We start from the raw sequence: 18,983 nt of genomic DNA, 5'->3' as shown, positions 1-18,983 counted from the left end.
ATAGCGGAGTTGATAATTTATGCTACACCTTGGGTTTGGTAAATTCCAGTTACTAGTAGCGTGGTGTCAAAATCCATTGATTCCGGTGGTTTAGCATCATTAAAATAAATGGTTACTTGTTTATCTTCACCATAGCGAACAATAGTAAGAACTGCGGTGCAAGGATTGACACCTGTTGGTAAGATTTTTTCACCAATAATAGCATTTAATAAGGTACTTTTACCTCGTTTCATATCTCCTAGTATGAGCAAGCGAAATACACCTTTACGCAAGTTTTCACTAACATTATTAAGATATGCAATATCTTGCTCAAATCCCAATTTTCCAGAAGTATATTCACCTGCATTTTCAGCTTTCATCAGGATTTCAGATATTTTCTCTAAGAGGGTGTTTGAAAAGTCTCAGTAGGTATAAAAATGTCATTCTTCTTTACGCTCCGCGTCAGGAAGAATCTAGGTTTTATGGCACATACCGAGATGTTTCATTCCGCTACGCTGCATTCAACATGACAAAGAAACGAATATTCAGCGATCGCACATTACCAGTTCTTCCATAAAACTGTTCCCATACTGTTTTTCTACACTTTGTAACTTTGAAAAACGCCACTACAAAATAAACAGCATTAGATGATCATTTCGTCATTCGCACGTGACGTATTTTTATGGGACATAACTAATGTTAATTGTGGTATAGACCAAAGTTTCATTGGAACACAATCTTTGTGTTGGCTGAAATATCTTTGACAATTAATTATCCCAGTATTAAGGAAATAGCAAAATGAAGAAATTATTTGTAGGTATTGCGGCATTCAGCGTATGTATCACTTCTCCAAGTATTGCTAATGCACAGGAATTTACAGAATTTAAGCATCAAAATAATAGATATTATCATGAAACCCTCAATTCTCAAGGTGTTACTTACTATAAGTATAAAGTTCCGGCTTATAGCTTTGGAGTTTTTACGCTCAAAAATCATAGTCGTAGAGCGGATTTTGATATTTACATATATAACTACTCTGGAGGCTGGAAGCTATTAACTAAAGGGGAGAATACAGGAGTGACAACAGAGTTAGTTACTACACCAATGGTTTCGCAAGATAGATATGCGTATATCAAGATAGTCAATTATGGTTCACAACCATCTCAATATCTTTTTTATGCAAATCATGTAACTCCTGTCAATAATTTTGCTATTGCTTTAGCTGAAACTATCATTATATGTAGTCTCGAAAGAAAAAATATTAATAGTGAAACATCTTCTCGGTTAGTCACGGGGATTTCTTCAATACTCCAAGGTAATAATTTGGCAGGTTTGAGTCGAGACATTTTAATTAATGAAATAACCAGCAACATGAGAAAACAATTTGGTTATGGATGTACAGGCGACTTTGCGGTTAATTGGGTAGTTTCAATTATCAAGGATGTTTACAGGAACTATCCTTAAGTCAGTTCTCTTTTGCCACTTTGGTAGAGTCCCGTCGTCCAAGATTTTACAGAAAGTTAGCGTGATAAAATCCCACTCTTAAAAAGAGTGGGATTAGCTTATTCACTACCAATAACCCATATTTTCAACATCGCTTTCTGTCTCAATATTTTCAATCTCTGTTGTTAAGCCATCAAATTGAGAACAGAAATAACAATCAGGTGTTTCTAGATACTTTGTGTCTATTTGATGCCAAACAGAATTAGGAAACTCGTAAATCCAATCAATGCCAGTATCTAGGTTGAGAAAACCGCTTACCATACCGTGAATTACACCAACTCCAGTACTCGCACAAATACTATTTAACCAAAATACTGCTGGGTCATTGACTCCTTCTAAATAGCCTGCGCGATTCACCATCTGATTGATTTGTGTGGGTGCGGATTCTACGGCTGCTTTTTGCAGGTTGATAATATTACCACACATCAAACACCAACCACCCCCCAAAGGTGGAACGGTGACACGACAAAACATTCGTGGTGTGTTATCAGATGGGTTGATGTCGATGTGAGTACCCAGACAAACCAGAGGACGCATATATGTCAATGCTAATTCTTGGGCTTGTTTGCGGGAGAGATGATTATCTGTTGCTACTATGATTAAATCAGATCCGGCTATTTCTCTTTGAGCTATTTCGCTATTACATGATGTGGGGATAGCTTTGACATTGGAACCTGTGGGGTAGATTTTTTTTATTAAATATTTGACATAACCGACTTTATACCATTGTTGATCGACCATTTTTGGGGTAGCTCCTGGCATTCGATTGAGATTGACTGTTTCCAGGCGATCGCTGTCAATTAAGACCCAATTTTTTACCCCCAATCTCCCTAATGATTCGGCAAAACTTGCACCGATTCCACCGCAACCAATCAGGCTAATTTTGAGTTCGTGAAGTTGCTTTTGACAGGCATCACCAAATATTTTTTGTCTGGCAAACATCAAATTTTGATTATTAGAGTAATTTTGCTGCCCAAAAATTGATTTCGTCGTAGATTGCCTAAAATTTTTTGAGAAGGAATTGGCAGTTGTCTCATTATCAAATACATTTTGGTATTGACTATTAAATGGTTGCTCAAATTCTTCTTGTACTGTATTTAAAGCGAAATTAGCATCAAAATTACCTATTGTTAAGTATGAATTACAAAAATCAATATGATAATAATTTTTACCTTTTCTGTTCCAGATGCGGAATTTACTTTTTTGTAATGACTGGTTGAATACTCCAGAAATTAAACGGATTTTTTGAGAAAATTTATGAGTCAGAAAATTAGCATATTCTGATTCATAATAATCATCAACAGATGAAAATTCAGGTGTAGCCTCGCCAATATGGGTGTGAATATGAACCACATGCAGTCCATCTTGAAGATACTTTTCTAATATGTATGAATGGAATTTTTGGGCTAATACTAAGCCACTATTCGATTGTAATTCGTAACAATCTTGTAAAGGAACTACCCAAGCTTTAGGAATGTAGCGAAATTTTAGTTTAGATATTTGATGACTTTTACAAAAAAAGAAGCCAATAACCTCTTCATTAATACTTCGAGCTTCTAACATATTTTTGCAAAATTCTTGCCACATTTTTGGGGGTATATGTAGTAAATATTCTGGGAGTTGATTCTGAGATTCCATTGGATATTTTCGCTATTTTATTGAAGTGTGCCTAATTAAAACGAGAGCATCCCAAAGGTGCAAGTTTATTTTATAGTGCAGGCTTCTAGCCCGCTTCCTGAAAATTAGAGAGCAAGATACTCCCACTAATCGTCACTATTAATTGCATGACGGGCGGTAACAAATAGTGTCGCTAAATTATGTCCTTTATCAACTTTCTGACTGGGTTTCCATGAGTTTAACCAAACTTCGCGGTTAAATCCTCCTCCCAATCCAACACAATACCAATACCATCCCTCATTGCTTAAAAATGGCGCTCCATAATAGCTTTGTCTGGTGAAGTGATGATCTCCTTCTCCGGTGGTGTTCCAAGGGTAATTGAGATAGCAACCAATGGGTGGTAGTTGGGGATATTCAGGTGGTAGTAGAAATAAAACATCGCTGTTGGAAACAGTGAATTTTTGGGATGACAAGGGCATTCCTTTGATTAAAATTACCGTGTATCTGAGATTTTCAATTGTTTTATTACCAACGATAATATTCTTCGCTAGTTTTTCTAAAATTTGGGAGCATCCACTTTTGGCAGAAAGACTCAAATAGCTAATAAACCATTGAGATAAGCACAACGAATAGAGAGGATGTGATTAACACTATCAACATTCCACTGTGCGCCAGAAATTTTAATCCTCGCACCAATTTGTTTAATAGCAGATTCAACTGCGCCAGAACCAATAGAACAAAGTTGTTCAGCCTGGTAATAGGCATAATTGACAAGACGAGAGCGATGTTTTTCAAGATAAGCAATGAAGTTCTTCGCTTGTTTACCTCGGCAATGAAGAAATAAAGCTTGAGTTTCTTCTATCTGACCTTGCCATAACAGCGTTTCAGCAGCTTTAAGCCGTTTTAAAGAACCACCAACTTTATAGAGATTTTCTTTGAGGTGATACCAATCCAAGATTTCCCAACGCTCAAAATTTTCTGTTTTACCAAACTCTTTGACTAGATTCCACACGCCATCATGACCATCCCCCAAGCACACTAACGGGTTAACCAGACGTTGGCTATTGACATAATCAACTAATGATTGGTTGTCATCAAAAAACGCACCATAGTAAATCCCTTGCAGACGAACGGTTTTATAGTCTCGCCAGTAACAGCCTGCTTTCGGTTTACCTCTGAGTCGGACTTTTCCTCCATCTACACTGACTTCTGAAACTGCTTGTTTTGCAAATGGTAGTTGAAAATCTTGTGACAGCACTAATTTTTGTTGCGTTGAGTGACCCACTTTGACTCCTGTCAATGCCTCAACTTCAATTTCTGCTTTTTGGTATGATTCGTTAGCTGACAGCCTTAAACAACACTTTTGAAGTAATGGACTTAACCGGGTTCTTGGCTTCAAACCCAGTTTCTGTAACTGTTTGGCTTTAAGAGTCAGTTCCCCCACTAAGCTTTTAATTTTCCTGGTTTTACCTACTTTTGTTCCAGTTTTTTGTTCGATAAAAAAAGGGCTATTTCTGGACTGACTAGTTCTAATATTTGACTCCGAACTGTTTTTTCTATACTTTCGAGGTCTGTCAGCTTACTTTTATCTGCTTCTTCATACAGTAGTGTTGACAATTCTTGTAAACAGGCTTTGATTCTTTCTTGTTTATCCTGGTTCATGGTAAGTCATCCACACTGTTTTATCTGTTGTTATATTCTCCCAGAACCTGTATATCTTCCAAAAGTGGATGCTCCCTAAAATTTTGAGTTCTTCGATTAATCTTGAAGTTGGTTGAAATTCTAATTTATCCTGAGTAATTGTAATGGTCATAATTTACCTGTTTATGTTCCAATATAGTTCAGATAGGCATGAAAACCTTAACCTATGTAGGTTGGGCTGAAGAAGGAAGCCCAACAATTAACCCTTGATTTTGGGTTTCACTTAGTTCAACCCAACCTATAAATAAAATCTCCCATTCCTTTGACAATTTTGGGTACACTCCATACTTTTGAACCTTCTTTAAGGGCTTCATTATTTTTTAAAGGTTTAGTTCCACCAAAACCTTCTTCCATCACATCATCGTTACCAATTTCGGGAAACTTTTTCCGCAATTCTTCTACTGTTGTACCTTGAGGTAAATCAACTAATTTACCATTGATTACTGCTCGCATATTTTCTCCTTGATATGTATTTTTTGATTTAGCTGCCAGTTTATTTTTGTAGTTGCTGCACTGTTGGCTGGGCTGATTGTTTTGTAGGTTGATTATTTTGGTGGTTGCTATTAAACCAAAACCATAGGAAAAATAATCCCATCACACCGCAAATATTAATGAGGAGAAACTGGATAAATTGTTTGGAGATCGCCTCTTCGAGGAGGATACATCTTTTATCTAGTTTGCTGAGGTGATTTTGGATGTTGTTAATTTCCTGGTTAGATTGTTGATTTTGCTGTTCACTGAATTTCATTATTTGTTTTTCTATGTTATCTGGATCTTGTATTTCTTGGGTAATCAATTTGCCGTTGATTGTTCGCATGATTGCTATGATGTTGTGATTGAAAACTTGTTTAATTAATTGCAGGATTAATCAAATATAGTAGTGCTGCCAATTCTGTGGAATGTTTGATTACTATTTTGCGGATTAAATGAGTCAAATACTTCTATTAAGTCGATAATGCTGTTGGCTGCACTTTTTAACTCACTACCTAATGACTGTTCTACGGATGCAACTTCTACCCGCATTCCTCTGCGTCGCAATTTTTCGGCTAAATAGGCAAAATCTGAATCTCCTGTCACCAAGACAACGATATCGGGTTTGACTTCTAATGCTAACTCGATCGCATCCATGGCCATGACAACATCAATGTTGGTTTCATATTCTTCTCCTTTGGCTTTTCCTTCCTTTGCAACTACTAAAAAGCCGTTATTTCTAGCCCAATAGACAAATTTCTCTTTGGTTTTGCGTTGTTCTTCAAATCTTTCTCTGGCTGGTGGTAAACCAACATAAATCACCATTTCGATTAATTCTCTACCTTCTTTGGGATTGGCAAGGTACTGACATATTTTTTGCCAGTCGATTTTTCTGTTGAAGCTTTGTGCTGCTAGGTAGGTATTATCGCTGTCTGCAAAAATCAAGACACGACGAGATGTGAGCATAGGTTTTCCCCAACTGCTTTCTGTTTGGGTTTGGACTTTAATATGCTTTATTAAAACCTATGCTCGGAAACGCGGGTTTCCAAAAGTGGCGATCGCCCCATCCTGGATTTCTTAGAAGTGAGAAATTTGGGACTATGAGGCTATGTCTGGATTATCACCGTTGTTATACCAATTCACAAAAATCCTGATACATATAGCTTACTCGTTGGGTATTGTCCGCCCACCGTTAAAACGGTGGTCTCATAGCTTAAGTCCATTAAAATGGACTCTGATATTCAGTCCTTTTGAGAGGACTTTAGCTATGAGACAGGGATTTACAATCCCTGACGGACTGACGGACTCACGTATTTGTATCATTATTAAAGTGAAATGGTATTAGCATCTGACAAAATTTACAAGCTGATTTCGTCAATAAGTGCTGAAAATGCGTCGAGTGAAGGTATGGCGATCGCTTGTCTCAGGAGTACCCTCAGCAGAGATACATCATTTATGCCATTAATTTTTTCAAGAATCGGATTTGGTATTTCCCTAAACCGCACTTCCAGAACTTCGATTATGCTTTCTCTTGCAGTCTCGACTCTACCTTCTTCTCTACCTTCTTGTTTCGCTAAACGTTCAATGCTGGTTACATAACGCATTCTACCTGCCTCCTCTTCGGTTCTTAATTCTGTTTTAAAGTTGTTGGCTAATTCCTCTGGTAACGACATTATCCAATCGATAAATCGAAATAATCCAATTATTTCTTCGCGGTTATACCCTTTTTCAAACAACATTCTCACTAGTCTTAGCTTCCAATGTAGTCTACTTTCGGGGTTTTGGTTTGTAGCTTTAGTGCGTAAATGTGCCATCACAACTATACCGAAGGGATTTATGGAAGAGAAAATCGTTTCCAATTATTCCGAATTAACCCAATCGGTGGGGTATTTACAGGATTTAATGAAACAATAGCAGAGACAGCTGTTTCCAATTATTCCGAATTAACCCAATCGGTGGGGTTTTTATACTGTTTCCGGTAACGATCGTCAATTTTCGTTTCCAATTATTCCGAATTAACCCAATCGGTGGGGAGTTCACGTTAGTGCAATCTCTCCTGCAGGGGAGAGAGTTTCCAATTATTCCGAATTAACCCAATCGGTGGGGGATATTGCCTTTTCTAAATTGCCTGAAGCAATTTCTTGCTTCGTTTCCAATTATTCCGAATTAACCCAATCGGTGGGGAATTTGTTTTATGGCGCACGAGCGCCGTAAGACAACCGTTTCCAATTATTCCGAATTAACCCAATCGGTGGGGGCTGACTATAGAGGAGAACACAAAGATAGCGAAAAAGTTTCCAATTATTCCGAATTAACCCAATCGGTGGGGTTTGTTCCAACTAAAGAGGACTCTGTCCGCTTCAAGTTTCCAATTATTCCGAATTAACCCAATCGGTGGGGGAGGGGACTCTACAGAGAGCATCCCTGTAGAGATAATGTTTCCAATTATTCCGAATTAACCCAATCGGTGGGGCGAAGAACTCCGTCGGGATTTATCGGAATTGAAAACGTTTCCAATTATTCCGAATTAACCCAATCGGTGGGGAGTTCGTCTAGCAGCCCTTACCCAGTAAGGGTTTCAGACCGCAAATCGACACACCTCTAAAAGGCATTATAAAATCAACGGAAAAATTAATCAAACACATACGTCAAACCCTTACATAGCAAGTAATCGACACACCTCAACGAAAGAATAAGGGTTTGGGCGATTTGCTGAGGTGTGTCGATGGTCATGTTACAAAACCTGCTAGAATAGCCTCAAATCTAGATTACATAGTAGTTTGGAGGTGGTTGGGGTGTTTCACCACCAATTGTTAACACCCTCTCAACAGCTTCTTGAGATATCCAATAAAAACGCAGATTATCCTCCGCAGGTTTAACTAACTTTCTCACATCTATATAAAGTTGTCGCATTTCCTCCAAACTCAAAAAACACTCAAACACAGAAAACTGGACTCTTCGTCCATAACCTTCTAGAAAATTGGATAACTTCGTGCGTCTTTTGTCATTAGGAATATCATATACAACAACGACTAACATTTAGATAGATGAAGATTATGAGTGAATAAAACTATAAATTATTTTACTGGTATTATAAAACTATTTAACACAAACTCCATTATATTCTACCATAGAGTTTAGTATTATTAAACCCTACAGTATTTTTCTAAAAAATTAGCATTTTTCAATCAATTTAAGAGAATTTAAACAGGTCTTAAAAATGCTGCATAGGGAATATCCGATAATAAACAACGTTTATATCTTCTGACTTGTAATTGAATTGCATGACGGTATGTGACTTGAGATTGTAAATCGGGATGAGATGTTTCCTCATTCATCCTAGCTTCAAGTTTTTGAAGAAAAATCCGCCGTGATGATTGATTTAAATATACTCCTCCTGTACTATCTAAAATGTCAAAATCCTGCGGTTTAAACACTGAATTATTAATAATCTTCAAAACCAAACTATCAACTATGACAGACCGAAATTCCTCCATTAAATCAAAAGCTAAATAAGATTTTTGTCTTTCTCCATAGTGAAAATTACCGATATATGGTGAAAGTCCTTCGGCAACAATAAAACTCATGACATTATTCAATAACAGCGTATAACCAAAGCTTAAGAGAGAATTTATCGGGTCTGTAGGTGGTTGACGATTGCGGAGAGAAAATTCAAAATTGGGATTAGTAATTAACTGTCCAAAGGCAGGAAAATATCTTGCGGCTGTGATACCTTCATAACCGCGCAAAGAATCTAAATTATCAACTAATTCTAAGGCATCAATATCTTTACTAATGCCATATATTGCCTGCTCTACTGCTGCTATTTTGCGTTTGCGATTAAAGCGCATTAATAACTGCTTAGAATTAGTTAATTTTCCATAAACGATCGCCTTAGATACTTGAAACTGAAAATAGTCGTTATTGCGTCGTTCCATTTGGATGAGATGATTATCTATATTTGTAGATTCTTCACTAGCTAAATGTCCGTGATATTGACCCAGTTGGTTGAGAAACAGTACACCAATTTTTTCTTTTAAACAGGCATTAATCACGGGAGTAGAAAGTTGGATATTGCCAAAAATCATGATTTGTTCGACTTCACGAATTGGTATTTCCAGTTTTGTTTTTTCGCTGACATGAATAATAAAACGGAGGTGGTCTTTATAAATACTTGTTCCCTGTTCGAGCAGATAAATTGCAGCCATTTCCTGATTCCAAATATTTTTTTGTAAAGGACTATTTTTGTCATCACTATCATCAGAAATAATTTCTCTGTCTGTAGTGACATCTGTTTCTACTAAATAAGGTTGATGGAGGAATGCAATTTGATGATGATGTTGTTGTTCTTGTTCTAAAATTTCTAGTTCTTTATTTGGTTGTGTATCTAACTGCAATCTCTCAATTTGCGGTGCTAATTGATGCGGAGGCGTTTTTTTTTACGTTGCGTTGATTGTGGTTGAGGAACTGAGTTGTTTGTATATTTAGTGCGCTTTGTATCGATGGGAAAAATCGCATTATCTATAAATCCATGACCGAGAAAACAGAATCCATGCTCAAAATTAGTAATTCTAGTTTTTTCGGGATGTATCTCTAATCCCATACCAGCTAATAAATTAGTGATTTCTATTTTGGCTGCCAAAATTTCTGCTTGGGTACGTGCTAAAACTACAAAATCATCAGCATAACGCACGAGTTGTAAATTACTGGCGGTGATTATCTCATCAAACTCATGCAGGTAAATATTGGCTAAGATTGGTGAAATTACTGCGCCTTGAGGAATACCTTTTTGAGATAAAATTAAACCTGCATCGGTTTGTACACCAACCGATACCCAGGATTTAATCAAACATAAAATACCGGGATGGTCGAGATGTAGTCTAATTTCTTGTAATAAGCGGGAATGTTCGATATTATCAAAAAATTTGACGATATCAGCATCGAATACCCAAATATAACCTTCATCACGAAAATCAGCGATTTTTTCCACTGCATTCAGATAGGATAAATTGGGACGATAGGCAAAACTCGCACTCGAAAATTTCGCCTCCAAGACGGGATAAAATACATTTAACAGCGCTTGTTGGACGATGCGATCGCGTACTGTTGGTATTTTTAATTCTCGTAAATTACCATTACGTTTGGGTATGACAACTTGTCTGCAAGGTAGAGGTTCATAGCTACCATTAGCAACTGTATTGCGTAATTCATAGATATTTAATGCTTGATTACGAGCAAAATCATCAATGGTTTCTCTGTCGATACCCGCACAGCCGCGTTTCTCTGCAACTTTTTCCCAGGCTCGTTGAAAATTGTGCAAAGCCAGAAATTCACTAATTATTGCTTCCATAAAACCGATGGGATTGAGGATTTTTGATAGGAAGAATCTAGGTTTTAGTTTACTTCTGGCTTGGAAAGGCGAGTTTCCATAGGGATGATAAGTTACAGCATGGAGAATTTTCTAGCTGTAATTTATCTAAATGGAGTCCAGGATGAGATTTAAAAATGCTGGCGGTAATTTAGCTGTAATTGCAATTATGGCGCTATTTTGTTTAGCAGTTTTGATTTATGGTTTGTGTGCAAGCTATTACGGGTTACTGTTATTGCAACAGGGTGCATTAAGTTTTATTCTGGGGTTGTTTTTCTTGATTTGTATTGGGTTTCCTAGTATTTATTGGGTTGTCACTACAAGTTACCGATATTTTGCCGCAGTTCCTACTTACATTAATCAAAGAAAAATTCGGGTGATTAATCCATTTTTAGTAGATGAGAAAGGACTGTATTCGGATACGGAAAGATGGTTGTGTAGCACGATTAGAGATATTGCGATCGCTGAAAATATCACTAAAACTCCGGTAGTGGGAATTGAATTGTGTGATGATAATCCCAATGCTTATGCTGTTGGTGCTACTCGTTCGTATTCAATGGTAGTTGCAACTACAGGTTTAATTAAAAATTTAAATCGGGAAGAAGTCGCTGCGGTTATGGCTCATGAAATCGGTCATATTGCTAACTTAGATACGATGGCAAAAACCTTACTTTCTGCAACTTGGGGTGGGGTAATGGTGACTCTTTTTACACCCATGTTATTGGTTGTTTGGTATCTAGGTCGATTTGCTGCTTTATTAATGTTAATTGCGGGTTTAATCTATGGTTTGTTGGGCAATTGGCAACACGCAATAAGCTTTTTTGTTGGTGTTGTAATTTGGCTAGTACTAATGTTACTACCATCAATAACCCAATTTTTGGTAACATTACTGACCTTTTCGCACAGTCGTTGGCGAGAATATCACGCTGATGCTGTTGCGGCAAGACTCACTAGCGTTGATGCGATGGTATCAGCACTCGCAACCCTAGACAGACTTCCCTTTCAACCACCGAAAAAGAACCGTGAAGAAATGTCAACTTTATGGATACGAGTTGAAATGAAAGAAGAAGTCGGGGTTTTTCATTGGTTGAAACATAGCCATCCACCAATTCACAAACGAATTGAAGCCTTAAGACGGGGATCTTATATTAAAACATAGTACCGCAACCAAGTAAGTCACTCGCTGCGCTCGAATTCAAAATTCGTCTTAAAAAGTTTCCTGCGGCGGGAAACCCGCCTTCTCCTACGGAGACGCTACGCGAACAGAACTTTTCGCAAAATTCAAAATTACAATCCCCATAAATAAATTTAGGGGCTTGTATCCTTCTTTTCTTTAGTCAATTTTGTATTGCGGGCATCCTACCCGCTATGAGTGTACCTAACAATCGTAAAATGTAGAGGCTTCCCGAATATTCTTAGCAATATGTTTTCGTAATTCCATGGGTAATAAAACCTCGACATTAGCACCCCAAGCAAGCAAACGCATGATGATATTATTATCATTGGCGCGATAGATCACACTGTAATAAGCATCGTCAGGATTTTTTTTTACAATAGTATTTAATAATTTTTCTTCCTGGGGATTACTTGTATAGTGATGAATTATTTGTGCTAGTTTGGCAGGTGATATGATGTAAGTAAACGTGTTATGACGAAAGGTATTTTTGATGTAGCGTTGGTGATAATCGCGCTTAAATCTCAGCAACATGAAGCGAGGAGGTTTATTCATTTCAAATCCCCAAGCACTGCTGATTTCTCTTTCCACATCATCTGGCTCTGGTAGTTGATTATTGAGATATTTATCTAACATTTGTGGGGGAATGATTCGATTTGACCAATCCACAAAGGCAAATGATTTAATCCGTTCCAAACGATAAATATACCAATTCACATCACCTTGAGGGTTTAACCCATAACCACAAAGATATTTTGCCCTTTGCAGGTAATAAATACACACCGGATAAACTAGGCATTTTTTATCACCACAACGAGCGCTAGCATAGTTTAAAAATATTGGTTTAATTTCCCTACTTTGCCAATTTTCTTGTAGTTGCTCTTGTAAATTATCACTATTAAGCTGGTTATCCTCAGATAAAATATAATCTACGTGCAGAAATATTCGCCGAGTTCCGTAAACTTCCCCAGAAATTTTATCAGCGATCGGTGCTAATTTGGGGTCAAGAAAACTCAACATATCCAATGCTTGGGCTAAATCTGCCATTTCAGTGGGATTTAATTCGGGAAAAAATCCACTTGAATTTATTGGCTTTTTAGCAACCTTGGTACACAGCCAATCGGGTAATTTATCTACTAGATAGATAATATTTTGCTTTTTAAATAGAGATGTTTCGCATTTGAGATATCCTTTAGCTATCAAAGTATTGATATCTGCCTGTAGGCTTTTTCTCACTTTAGCAAATAGACGATGACAAATTACTTTGGTAACTGTTTGTGGGGATATATAAATATTGTTTTGTAATTCTTCCAGCCACTCATCAACATTAATATTATAAAATCGTAACCAATCGACAGTCGTTTTATAACAGGGGCAGAGGGGATGATGGGGTTTGAAGATTTCGTCATTTCTCTCCAACAAACGACCAAGAGGATGTCCCGATTGAAATGATGGTTGCAGATGGAATATGTCTTGATTAAAAAAGTATTCGCTCCATTCATTGAAGGTTATACCACTATAGCGATCGCACTGGCAATTTTTGCTTGCTTCTCCATAAAACCAATTGATTAGAATCCAGCGTCGCATTGCTGTAATTAGGTTTTGGCTTTGGTTGAGAGAACCATCGACTAATCGCTGGAGGATGAAAAAGTGGGGGAATAATTCGGGTAGAGGCATTACAAATTCCCTCTATTGTGCGCGCAATCGTACAAGCTGGGTTTATTCTTATTTATTTTTATTATTGTTGGAGAAGAGTAAGAAATCGTCTGTTTATGATGCGATTGACGAATTTTTATTAAAAAGTCTCCACGCTGTTATTGGAAACTTGAATAGATGGAAATTCTAGAAACAGACCTAGTTGTTTCCAATTATGCGCCTCCACATTGTTAGTGAAGACCACTCTGAAGGGCGGAACCAAGGCTTACCTGTTCGTCGCAGCCCGTTTCCAATTATGCGCCTCCACATTGTTAGTGAAGACTCCTAAAATGAGTCGCACTTCGGTAACAATTCCCGGTTTCCAATTATGCGCCTCCACATTGTTAGTGAAGACCCTTTTCCCCTGGCGCAAATCCATTATTCATTATTAAGGTTTCCAATTATGCGCCTCCACATTGTTAGTGAAGACCAGAAGTAATTGAATGGCGACAAAAAAAAGTTTAGTTTCCAATTATGCGCCTCCACATTGTTAGTGAAGACGATTTTGATATTTTTAGAAGCATCGGAGGCAGTGGGTTTCCAATTATGCGCCTCCACATTGTTAGTGAAGACACTTTATTATGTACAACAAAGAAACAAGACCCGGTTTCCAATTATGCGCCTCCACATTGTTAGTGAAGACAATTGAATACTTTGCACTCTGAAGTGTTGATGTTAGTTTCCAATTATGCGCCTCCACATTGTTAGTGAAGACAAAAGCTAAGGTAGCAATTCAAATGCTGCTTGGCGGTTTCCAATTATGCGCCTCCACATTGTTAGTGAAGACACGACAATAATCAACCAATTACAGATGAATACAGCGTTTCCAATTATGCGCCTCCACATTGTTAGTGAAGACGATGCCTAGATTTATTTGAAGAGCCTTTAGAGGAACGTTTCCAATTATGCGCCTCCACATTGTTAGTGAAGACTTCACGAGGATGTTCCGGACACCAGTGGGAGTCTTGTTTCCAATTATGCGCCTCCACATTGTTAGTGAAGACTTTTTTCTTGATAGGATTTATATCTCGACATACGTTTCCAATTATGCGCCTCCACATTGTTAGTGAAGACCTCATACTTGGGAATACATGGGATATTACAATCCTGTTTCCAATTATGCGCCTCCACATTGTTAGTGAAGACAATACATAAATATGCCCTTACCCAAAAATCCAACTGGGTTTCCAATTATGCGCCTCCACATTGTTAGTGAAGACCAAGAAGAACAGGAAGAACTTGAGCCAGAAATCCGTTTCCAATTATGCGCCTCCACATTGTTAGTGAAGACGCTCACTACTATCGTTGTCTCCTCCTTCGCCGTTTCCAATTATGCGCCTCCACATTGTTAGTGAAGACCCAAAGTCAAAATTTTCAACGGGCAGCGAACTTTTGTTTCCAATTATGCGCCTCCACATTGTTAGTGAAGACGGGTAGGATCGAGAAGACTTGATATACAAGGATTTCGATACCGATTTGCGCGGATCAGATTAAAAAGTAACGTTTGTGCGATCGCTTGTCAAGTCCTCCCTTCACTAAAATGACCTCAAATACTTTGCTGGTATGGATTACAGAGTTTGCGCGAACCTCATTTTCTCCTAAAAACCTCCAGAGCCATACCTGATAAGCCTTTACAGGTTATATAACAAGCGATCGATAAATACACCTGCTGGTTGACGCAGTTTTAGGTGGTATTTTAAGTAATGTCGTTGGCGATGAATCTCTATAAACTATAGGATAGCAAGCAAATTCAAATATCTACTCAGACAATAAATCACTAAAGCTTTGTAATTCATAGTCAATTAACGCTTGTTTTAAATCCTGATGTAATTGATACATAAGACTAGTTTTTTGTAAAGAAGTAAAGGTTTGGTTAGCAACAAAATTTAAACATTTTAAAACCTGATTTTTCCAAGTATCTTTATTGTTAGTATCCCAAGCCTCAAAAACTTCCTGCTCTTGCAAACCTAGTAATCTATGAAATAGAGGATTTCTATTATCTCGCGCCTTACCCCAAACTACACTCATAATGTGAGTATGATTTTGACATTCTGGTTTTGCTGTTTGCAATAATTGATAAAGTGATTCACTATAAAGACCAATCTTACCTTGATTTCTTAATTTATCTTGCATATTAGGATAAAGGCGATTGAGATAATTTGGTAAATCTCTTGATATGCTACTTTTAATGTCTGGTGAACCATCTGGTTTATATTGAATATGGTTTTTATACTCGTATTCAGCCCATTTGCAAATTAATCCTTCTACTGCTCGAAAACTGTGAAATAGTGCTTCAACAGTGTTACCTTGTTCCAAGCGTACCACAGCTAAATAAGCAGCTTCATAGCCAGTCCACCACCAAGTTTTTAAACGTTCTTGTGCTGCTTCTCCTAATCCTTTGGCAAACTCATCAAAATTTGCAAAATTCCATTGAATAGCTATTTTAAGTAATTCTCTAAGTTTTTTTTCTTGTGGACTAGCAGAATCCAACCAATAAGGTTTTAATAGACTCTCGACTCCAGAATAGTCAAACCGTTCTAATAAAACTTTTGCTTCTTGTAGTTGAATACCCCTTAAATAATTAGAACTAGTGATTAATCGGGTATTCTCTGGTTCATACTCATTTGATACCAGTAATTTTACCCTTTTACCAAATTTTGCCAGACTGACAAATTGAATTGCAGATGAAATCGCAGGTGTCCCAGCTTGATGACTGACGTATATATTATCAAGAGGTTTAAATTCTAAAGTCGATAATTCTTGCTGAACTAACTTTAGAGCTTGATCCCAATTATCTAAACCTTCATCTTTTGATGTAGGCTTAAGTTCTAAATACTCAACTTCCTTTATTTTAGGAAAATTAATTTGGAAATACTTGTTTAATATCGGTTTTAGGGTACAGGTATCTTTCCAATAGGGGGATTTTTTATCTGGATTTTTATAAGCAGCTTCCTGATTTGTGAGAATGACAATAATTCTGTCTGGCTGATTTTGACCTTGGAGTTTTTTAGAAAAAGCATCGAGAAGAGGGAAATATAGGTCTCCGTAAATATCATCATTTAACTGATTACCACAAATTACCCCCATCACTCTTGCAGGGACTGTCAAATTCATATCATCATCTTTTTTTACAGGCTGAAAGACATGATTTGTTCTTAATGCCTGACTTCCTGTGCGATATAAGTTATTCCATCTAGCTTTATCTTTAGCAAGAAAATCGTGTTTGAGTTGAACGTCACTATTTCCTGTGGTTACAATCCAAATATTCATATATATTTTAATTTCCTCCCCAAAGTTTGGTAAAATCATTATTTTTGCTATTTAAAAAAGTTAAGAATTCTCTTGCTTTCGGTAAATTATCTGGTGTAAAAATGGTTAGTAATTCAACATATTTATAATTTCCATCTTCATTTTTTTTATGTATAACTTTACCATCTACTTTGACGTAAAGAGGATACATCCTATGCCAAATTCTACTAACTTTGCTAAATCTTCCTATACTTCCAGTTAATTCTGTTCTCTTGATAAAATTCTCTTTATGAAACCATTCAACAGCTTGACTATCATCTTTACTTTCCGCAATTCTTCCCCAAACTTGCACTCTTTGAGGATGCCAAACTTCACGCCAATTGTTTACATAGTTATTTGTAGATGGTAAATTAAAGCAATTTCTCACACTATCGGGAATACTTGCTAAGAAAGTCTTGATATTATCCAATTCCCCTCTAGGTGCTGTAATACAATAGTCTGCTGATTCTGATGGTTTGTTAAATAACCAATGACAGCCAATCATCGGTTTATCATTCTTCTGAAAATATGATTGATAAAATAAATCATGGTGAACTCGTCGCCATGATTTCCCAAAACCACCTAGTAATAGAGAAAATTTAATTAAAAGAGTCAAAAAATCTCTTTCTTGTTCTGAGTATGATTTGACAGCGAAAATATCTAATCTCCCGGATTTTAAATTGTAGAGTGGCATTGGTCTACTTCTTCTACCATTAGAAGAATATTTATGTTCTCCAAAAGCTAAATTTTCAACTTGCAAATCAATACCAAATTTACCCACAATTGATCCACTTTCTTCATTACCTTGAAGAAATCCACCCCACAGTTCTTTTGTTAATCTTTGGGCTGTTACTTCATTTGTCATCCCTGCTAATAACCGCAAAGTGTGTCCGCGTAATGCGGCTTTAAACATATTCGGACGAAATTCTGGGATTTTATTACCTTTGTCATCTGATGTCAGTAATGTGGAAGTTAGCCCTTTTCCACTCAGATTAACTGATAAAATTACTTTACTACTATCTGCAACATTCTTAAATCGACCGTAACCTGCGCTAGTTCTAGAACCTAGTCCTTCAGATAATGCTAGTTCCCAAATTTGCTGTACTAGATTCCAATCTACATTATCTTTAAGGCTCGAAATACCAAATTTGAACCTGGCTTTATACAGCGATATTTGTACATTAGCACCAGTATTTATATTCTCGATAACTTGACGTTTTTCTTGGGAGTGAACAACATCTACTAAACGTTCTCTGTCTTTCCCCCAGGACATATCTACAGGATAACCACCATGAAAACGTAAAATTCCTGGTTTAGTTCTCTTGAGTTTTTTTCCGGCGATGATTTCTTCTACTTCTCCACCACAAAAATCAAGTACTTTGTCGGGAGCAATTTGTAAACAAGCACGTAAAAATGCACCTTTCATGCTTGAACCAGGATAAAAAGGTATACCTTTAGCACCTATTACAGGTCTAATTACATCTTCATCTTGTCCTGAATTAGTGACTAAACGCCAGCTAATTGTATAAGTTTTTTGCCAAGTGTCATCGCCTGTGGCAAGTTGTGGCATTCTGTATGTAAAATTCCCTCGACGCTGGGGTGTCGTTCGCACTACAGCTTGACGGATATTGACATTATCTTCTTGGCTATTTGCGTTAGGGGGACATCCATCTAACCATTCATTAACCCACTGAGTTGCAGGTACTGGATCTCCAGCATACTGGATTTTCCCTCTATCCTCGATTTGGGCGCGGTACATCAAAGGTACTAAGTCACTATCACTCATGTTCTTATTCTCCCTAATTATCGTCTTCAGTTTCGTCATTGCGAGTGGGCTTGTATCTCTGCGTCCACCACACCATAGAGTCACATAGTTGCGTTAAAATCGCTAATGTAACCTTGCGGTAGGCGAGGGGAAATACTTGTGAGTTCCATAAGTCTTGGGGATTATTAGGGACTGTAATATCAGCTTTTCCCATGATTTCCACAAGAGTAATCCAAGTTTCTTCCCAGTATGCAGATTTTCTCCCATCTAAACGTTTATGTTCTCCCCAAAATCGTTCTAACCCATAAGCGACGGTAGTACGCATTTTATGGACTTGATTCACGGTTTCTTTATCGTCGTTACGATATTTATAAACTAAATCGTGAGCAGTTTTATCTAAGCTAAAATCTTCCCAAGCCATA

18 protein-coding genes and 2 CRISPR repeat arrays are annotated in these 18,983 nt (G+C 37.3%); of the genes, 2 read left to right on the top strand and 16 right to left on the bottom strand.

Annotated features, from left to right (window positions below; genetic code table 11):
• Positions 1-17 precede the first annotated feature (17 nt).
• A complete protein-coding gene (locus FD725_RS13305) occupies positions 18-359 on the bottom strand; it encodes a dynamin family protein (RefSeq protein WP_179048563.1) in 342 nt (113 codons plus the stop codon).
• A 418-nt stretch (positions 360-777) separates the two neighbouring features.
• Here FD725_RS13305 and FD725_RS13300 point away from each other — a divergent pair, with 418 nt between their 5' ends.
• Complete coding sequence (locus FD725_RS13300; RefSeq protein ID WP_179048562.1) at positions 778-1,443, top strand: hypothetical protein; 666 nt, start codon at positions 778-780, stop codon at positions 1,441-1,443.
• Between the two features lie 105 nt (positions 1,444-1,548).
• Here FD725_RS13300 and FD725_RS13295 read toward each other — a convergent pair whose 3' ends face one another.
• The 11 genes from FD725_RS13295 to FD725_RS13245 all read right to left on the bottom strand — a co-directional run bounded on the left by FD725_RS13295 (position 1,549) and on the right by FD725_RS13245 (position 10,621).
• Positions 1,549-3,120 (bottom strand): ThiF family adenylyltransferase, encoded by a 1,572-nt coding sequence (locus tag FD725_RS13295; protein WP_179048561.1) that lies wholly within the window; start codon positions 3,118-3,120, stop codon positions 1,549-1,551.
• Between the two features lie 125 nt (positions 3,121-3,245).
• On the bottom strand, positions 3,246-3,695 hold the full coding sequence (locus tag FD725_RS13290) for an E2/UBC family protein (RefSeq protein ID WP_256871905.1): 450 nt from the start codon (positions 3,693-3,695) through the stop codon (positions 3,246-3,248).
• Positions 3,692-4,761, bottom strand: a protein-coding gene (locus FD725_RS13285; protein WP_179047673.1) for an ISKra4 family transposase whose coding sequence is annotated in 2 segments (ribosomal slippage) — positions 3,692-4,605 and positions 4,605-4,761 — 1,071 coding nt in all. Because the reading frame shifts where the segments join, the coding sequence is not laid out codon by codon here. Before FD725_RS13285 ends, FD725_RS13290 begins: the two co-directional genes overlap by 4 nt.
• The gene (locus FD725_RS13280) at positions 4,748-4,912 is read right to left on the bottom strand and encodes a hypothetical protein (protein WP_179046228.1); all 165 of its coding nucleotides are present in this window, start codon (positions 4,910-4,912) and stop codon (positions 4,748-4,750) included. The genes FD725_RS13285 and FD725_RS13280 overlap by 14 nt, the downstream gene beginning before the upstream one ends.
• Before the next feature lie 116 nt (positions 4,913-5,028).
• Positions 5,029-5,253 carry a hypothetical protein gene (locus FD725_RS13275; RefSeq protein ID WP_179048560.1) on the bottom strand — a complete coding sequence of 75 codons (225 nt, stop codon included), beginning with the start codon at positions 5,251-5,253 and terminating at the stop codon, positions 5,029-5,031.
• Between the two features lie 40 nt (positions 5,254-5,293).
• Positions 5,294-5,617: a hypothetical protein gene (locus FD725_RS13270; RefSeq protein WP_179048559.1), complete on the bottom strand. Its 324-nt coding sequence runs from the start codon at positions 5,615-5,617 to the stop codon at positions 5,294-5,296.
• Between the two features lie 47 nt (positions 5,618-5,664).
• The gene (locus FD725_RS13265; protein ID WP_179048558.1) at positions 5,665-6,237 is read right to left on the bottom strand and encodes an NYN domain-containing protein; all 573 of its coding nucleotides are present in this window, start codon (positions 6,235-6,237) and stop codon (positions 5,665-5,667) included.
• 392 nt (positions 6,238-6,629) lie between these two features.
• Positions 6,630-7,085, bottom strand: coding sequence for a hypothetical protein (locus FD725_RS13260; RefSeq protein WP_179048557.1), 456 nt, complete (start codon positions 7,083-7,085; stop codon positions 6,630-6,632).
• A gap of 37 nt (positions 7,086-7,122) precedes the next feature.
• Positions 7,123-7,816: direct repeats of the CRISPR family, unit length 36 nt; unit sequence GTTTCCAATTATTCCGAATTAACCCAATCGGTGGGG.
• Between the two features lie 218 nt (positions 7,817-8,034).
• Positions 8,035-8,310 carry a CRISPR-associated endonuclease Cas2 gene (gene cas2 / locus FD725_RS13255; RefSeq protein ID WP_179048556.1) on the bottom strand — a complete coding sequence of 92 codons (276 nt, stop codon included), beginning with the start codon at positions 8,308-8,310 and terminating at the stop codon, positions 8,035-8,037.
• Between the two features lie 164 nt (positions 8,311-8,474).
• Entirely contained in the window at positions 8,475-9,668 is a 1,194-nt protein-coding gene (cas1, locus tag FD725_RS13250) for a CRISPR-associated endonuclease Cas1 (protein ID WP_256871904.1), read from the bottom strand.
• 17 nt (positions 9,669-9,685) lie between these two features.
• Positions 9,686-10,621: a reverse transcriptase domain-containing protein gene (locus FD725_RS13245; protein ID WP_179048555.1), complete on the bottom strand. Its 936-nt coding sequence runs from the start codon at positions 10,619-10,621 to the stop codon at positions 9,686-9,688.
• 142 nt (positions 10,622-10,763) lie between these two features.
• Between FD725_RS13245 and FD725_RS13240 the strand changes: the two genes are divergently transcribed.
• The gene (locus tag FD725_RS13240) at positions 10,764-11,798 is read left to right on the top strand and encodes a M48 family metalloprotease (protein WP_179048554.1); all 1,035 of its coding nucleotides are present in this window, start codon (positions 10,764-10,766) and stop codon (positions 11,796-11,798) included.
• A 219-nt stretch (positions 11,799-12,017) separates the two neighbouring features.
• Here FD725_RS13240 and FD725_RS13235 read toward each other — a convergent pair whose 3' ends face one another.
• From FD725_RS13235 to FD725_RS13220, 4 genes are all read right to left on the bottom strand, one after another.
• The gene (locus tag FD725_RS13235; protein WP_179048553.1) at positions 12,018-13,490 is read right to left on the bottom strand and encodes a TIGR03985 family CRISPR-associated protein; all 1,473 of its coding nucleotides are present in this window, start codon (positions 13,488-13,490) and stop codon (positions 12,018-12,020) included.
• A gap of 183 nt (positions 13,491-13,673) precedes the next feature.
• Positions 13,674-14,939: direct repeats of the CRISPR family, unit length 37 nt; unit sequence GTTTCCAATTATGCGCCTCCACATTGTTAGTGAAGAC.
• A gap of 327 nt (positions 14,940-15,266) precedes the next feature.
• Positions 15,267-16,778: a hypothetical protein gene (locus FD725_RS13230; RefSeq protein WP_179048552.1), complete on the bottom strand. Its 1,512-nt coding sequence runs from the start codon at positions 16,776-16,778 to the stop codon at positions 15,267-15,269.
• Positions 16,779-16,785: 7 nt separating this feature from the next.
• Positions 16,786-18,582, bottom strand: a complete 1,797-nt coding sequence (locus FD725_RS13225) for an RAMP superfamily CRISPR-associated protein (RefSeq protein WP_179048551.1) — start codon at positions 18,580-18,582, stop codon at positions 16,786-16,788.
• Positions 18,583-18,595: 13 nt separating this feature from the next.
• Positions 18,596-18,982, bottom strand: coding sequence for a hypothetical protein (locus tag FD725_RS13220; RefSeq protein ID WP_179048550.1), 387 nt, complete (start codon positions 18,980-18,982; stop codon positions 18,596-18,598).
• Between the last annotated feature and the right edge of the window lies 1 nt (position 18,983).

It is taken from the genome of Nostoc sp. TCL26-01, from assembly GCF_013393945.1.
Taxonomy (GTDB): domain Bacteria; phylum Cyanobacteriota; class Cyanobacteriia; order Cyanobacteriales; family Nostocaceae; genus Trichormus.
The sequence above is the reverse complement of the archived record's forward strand: the minus strand, read 5'-3'. Positions and strand labels throughout refer to the sequence as shown.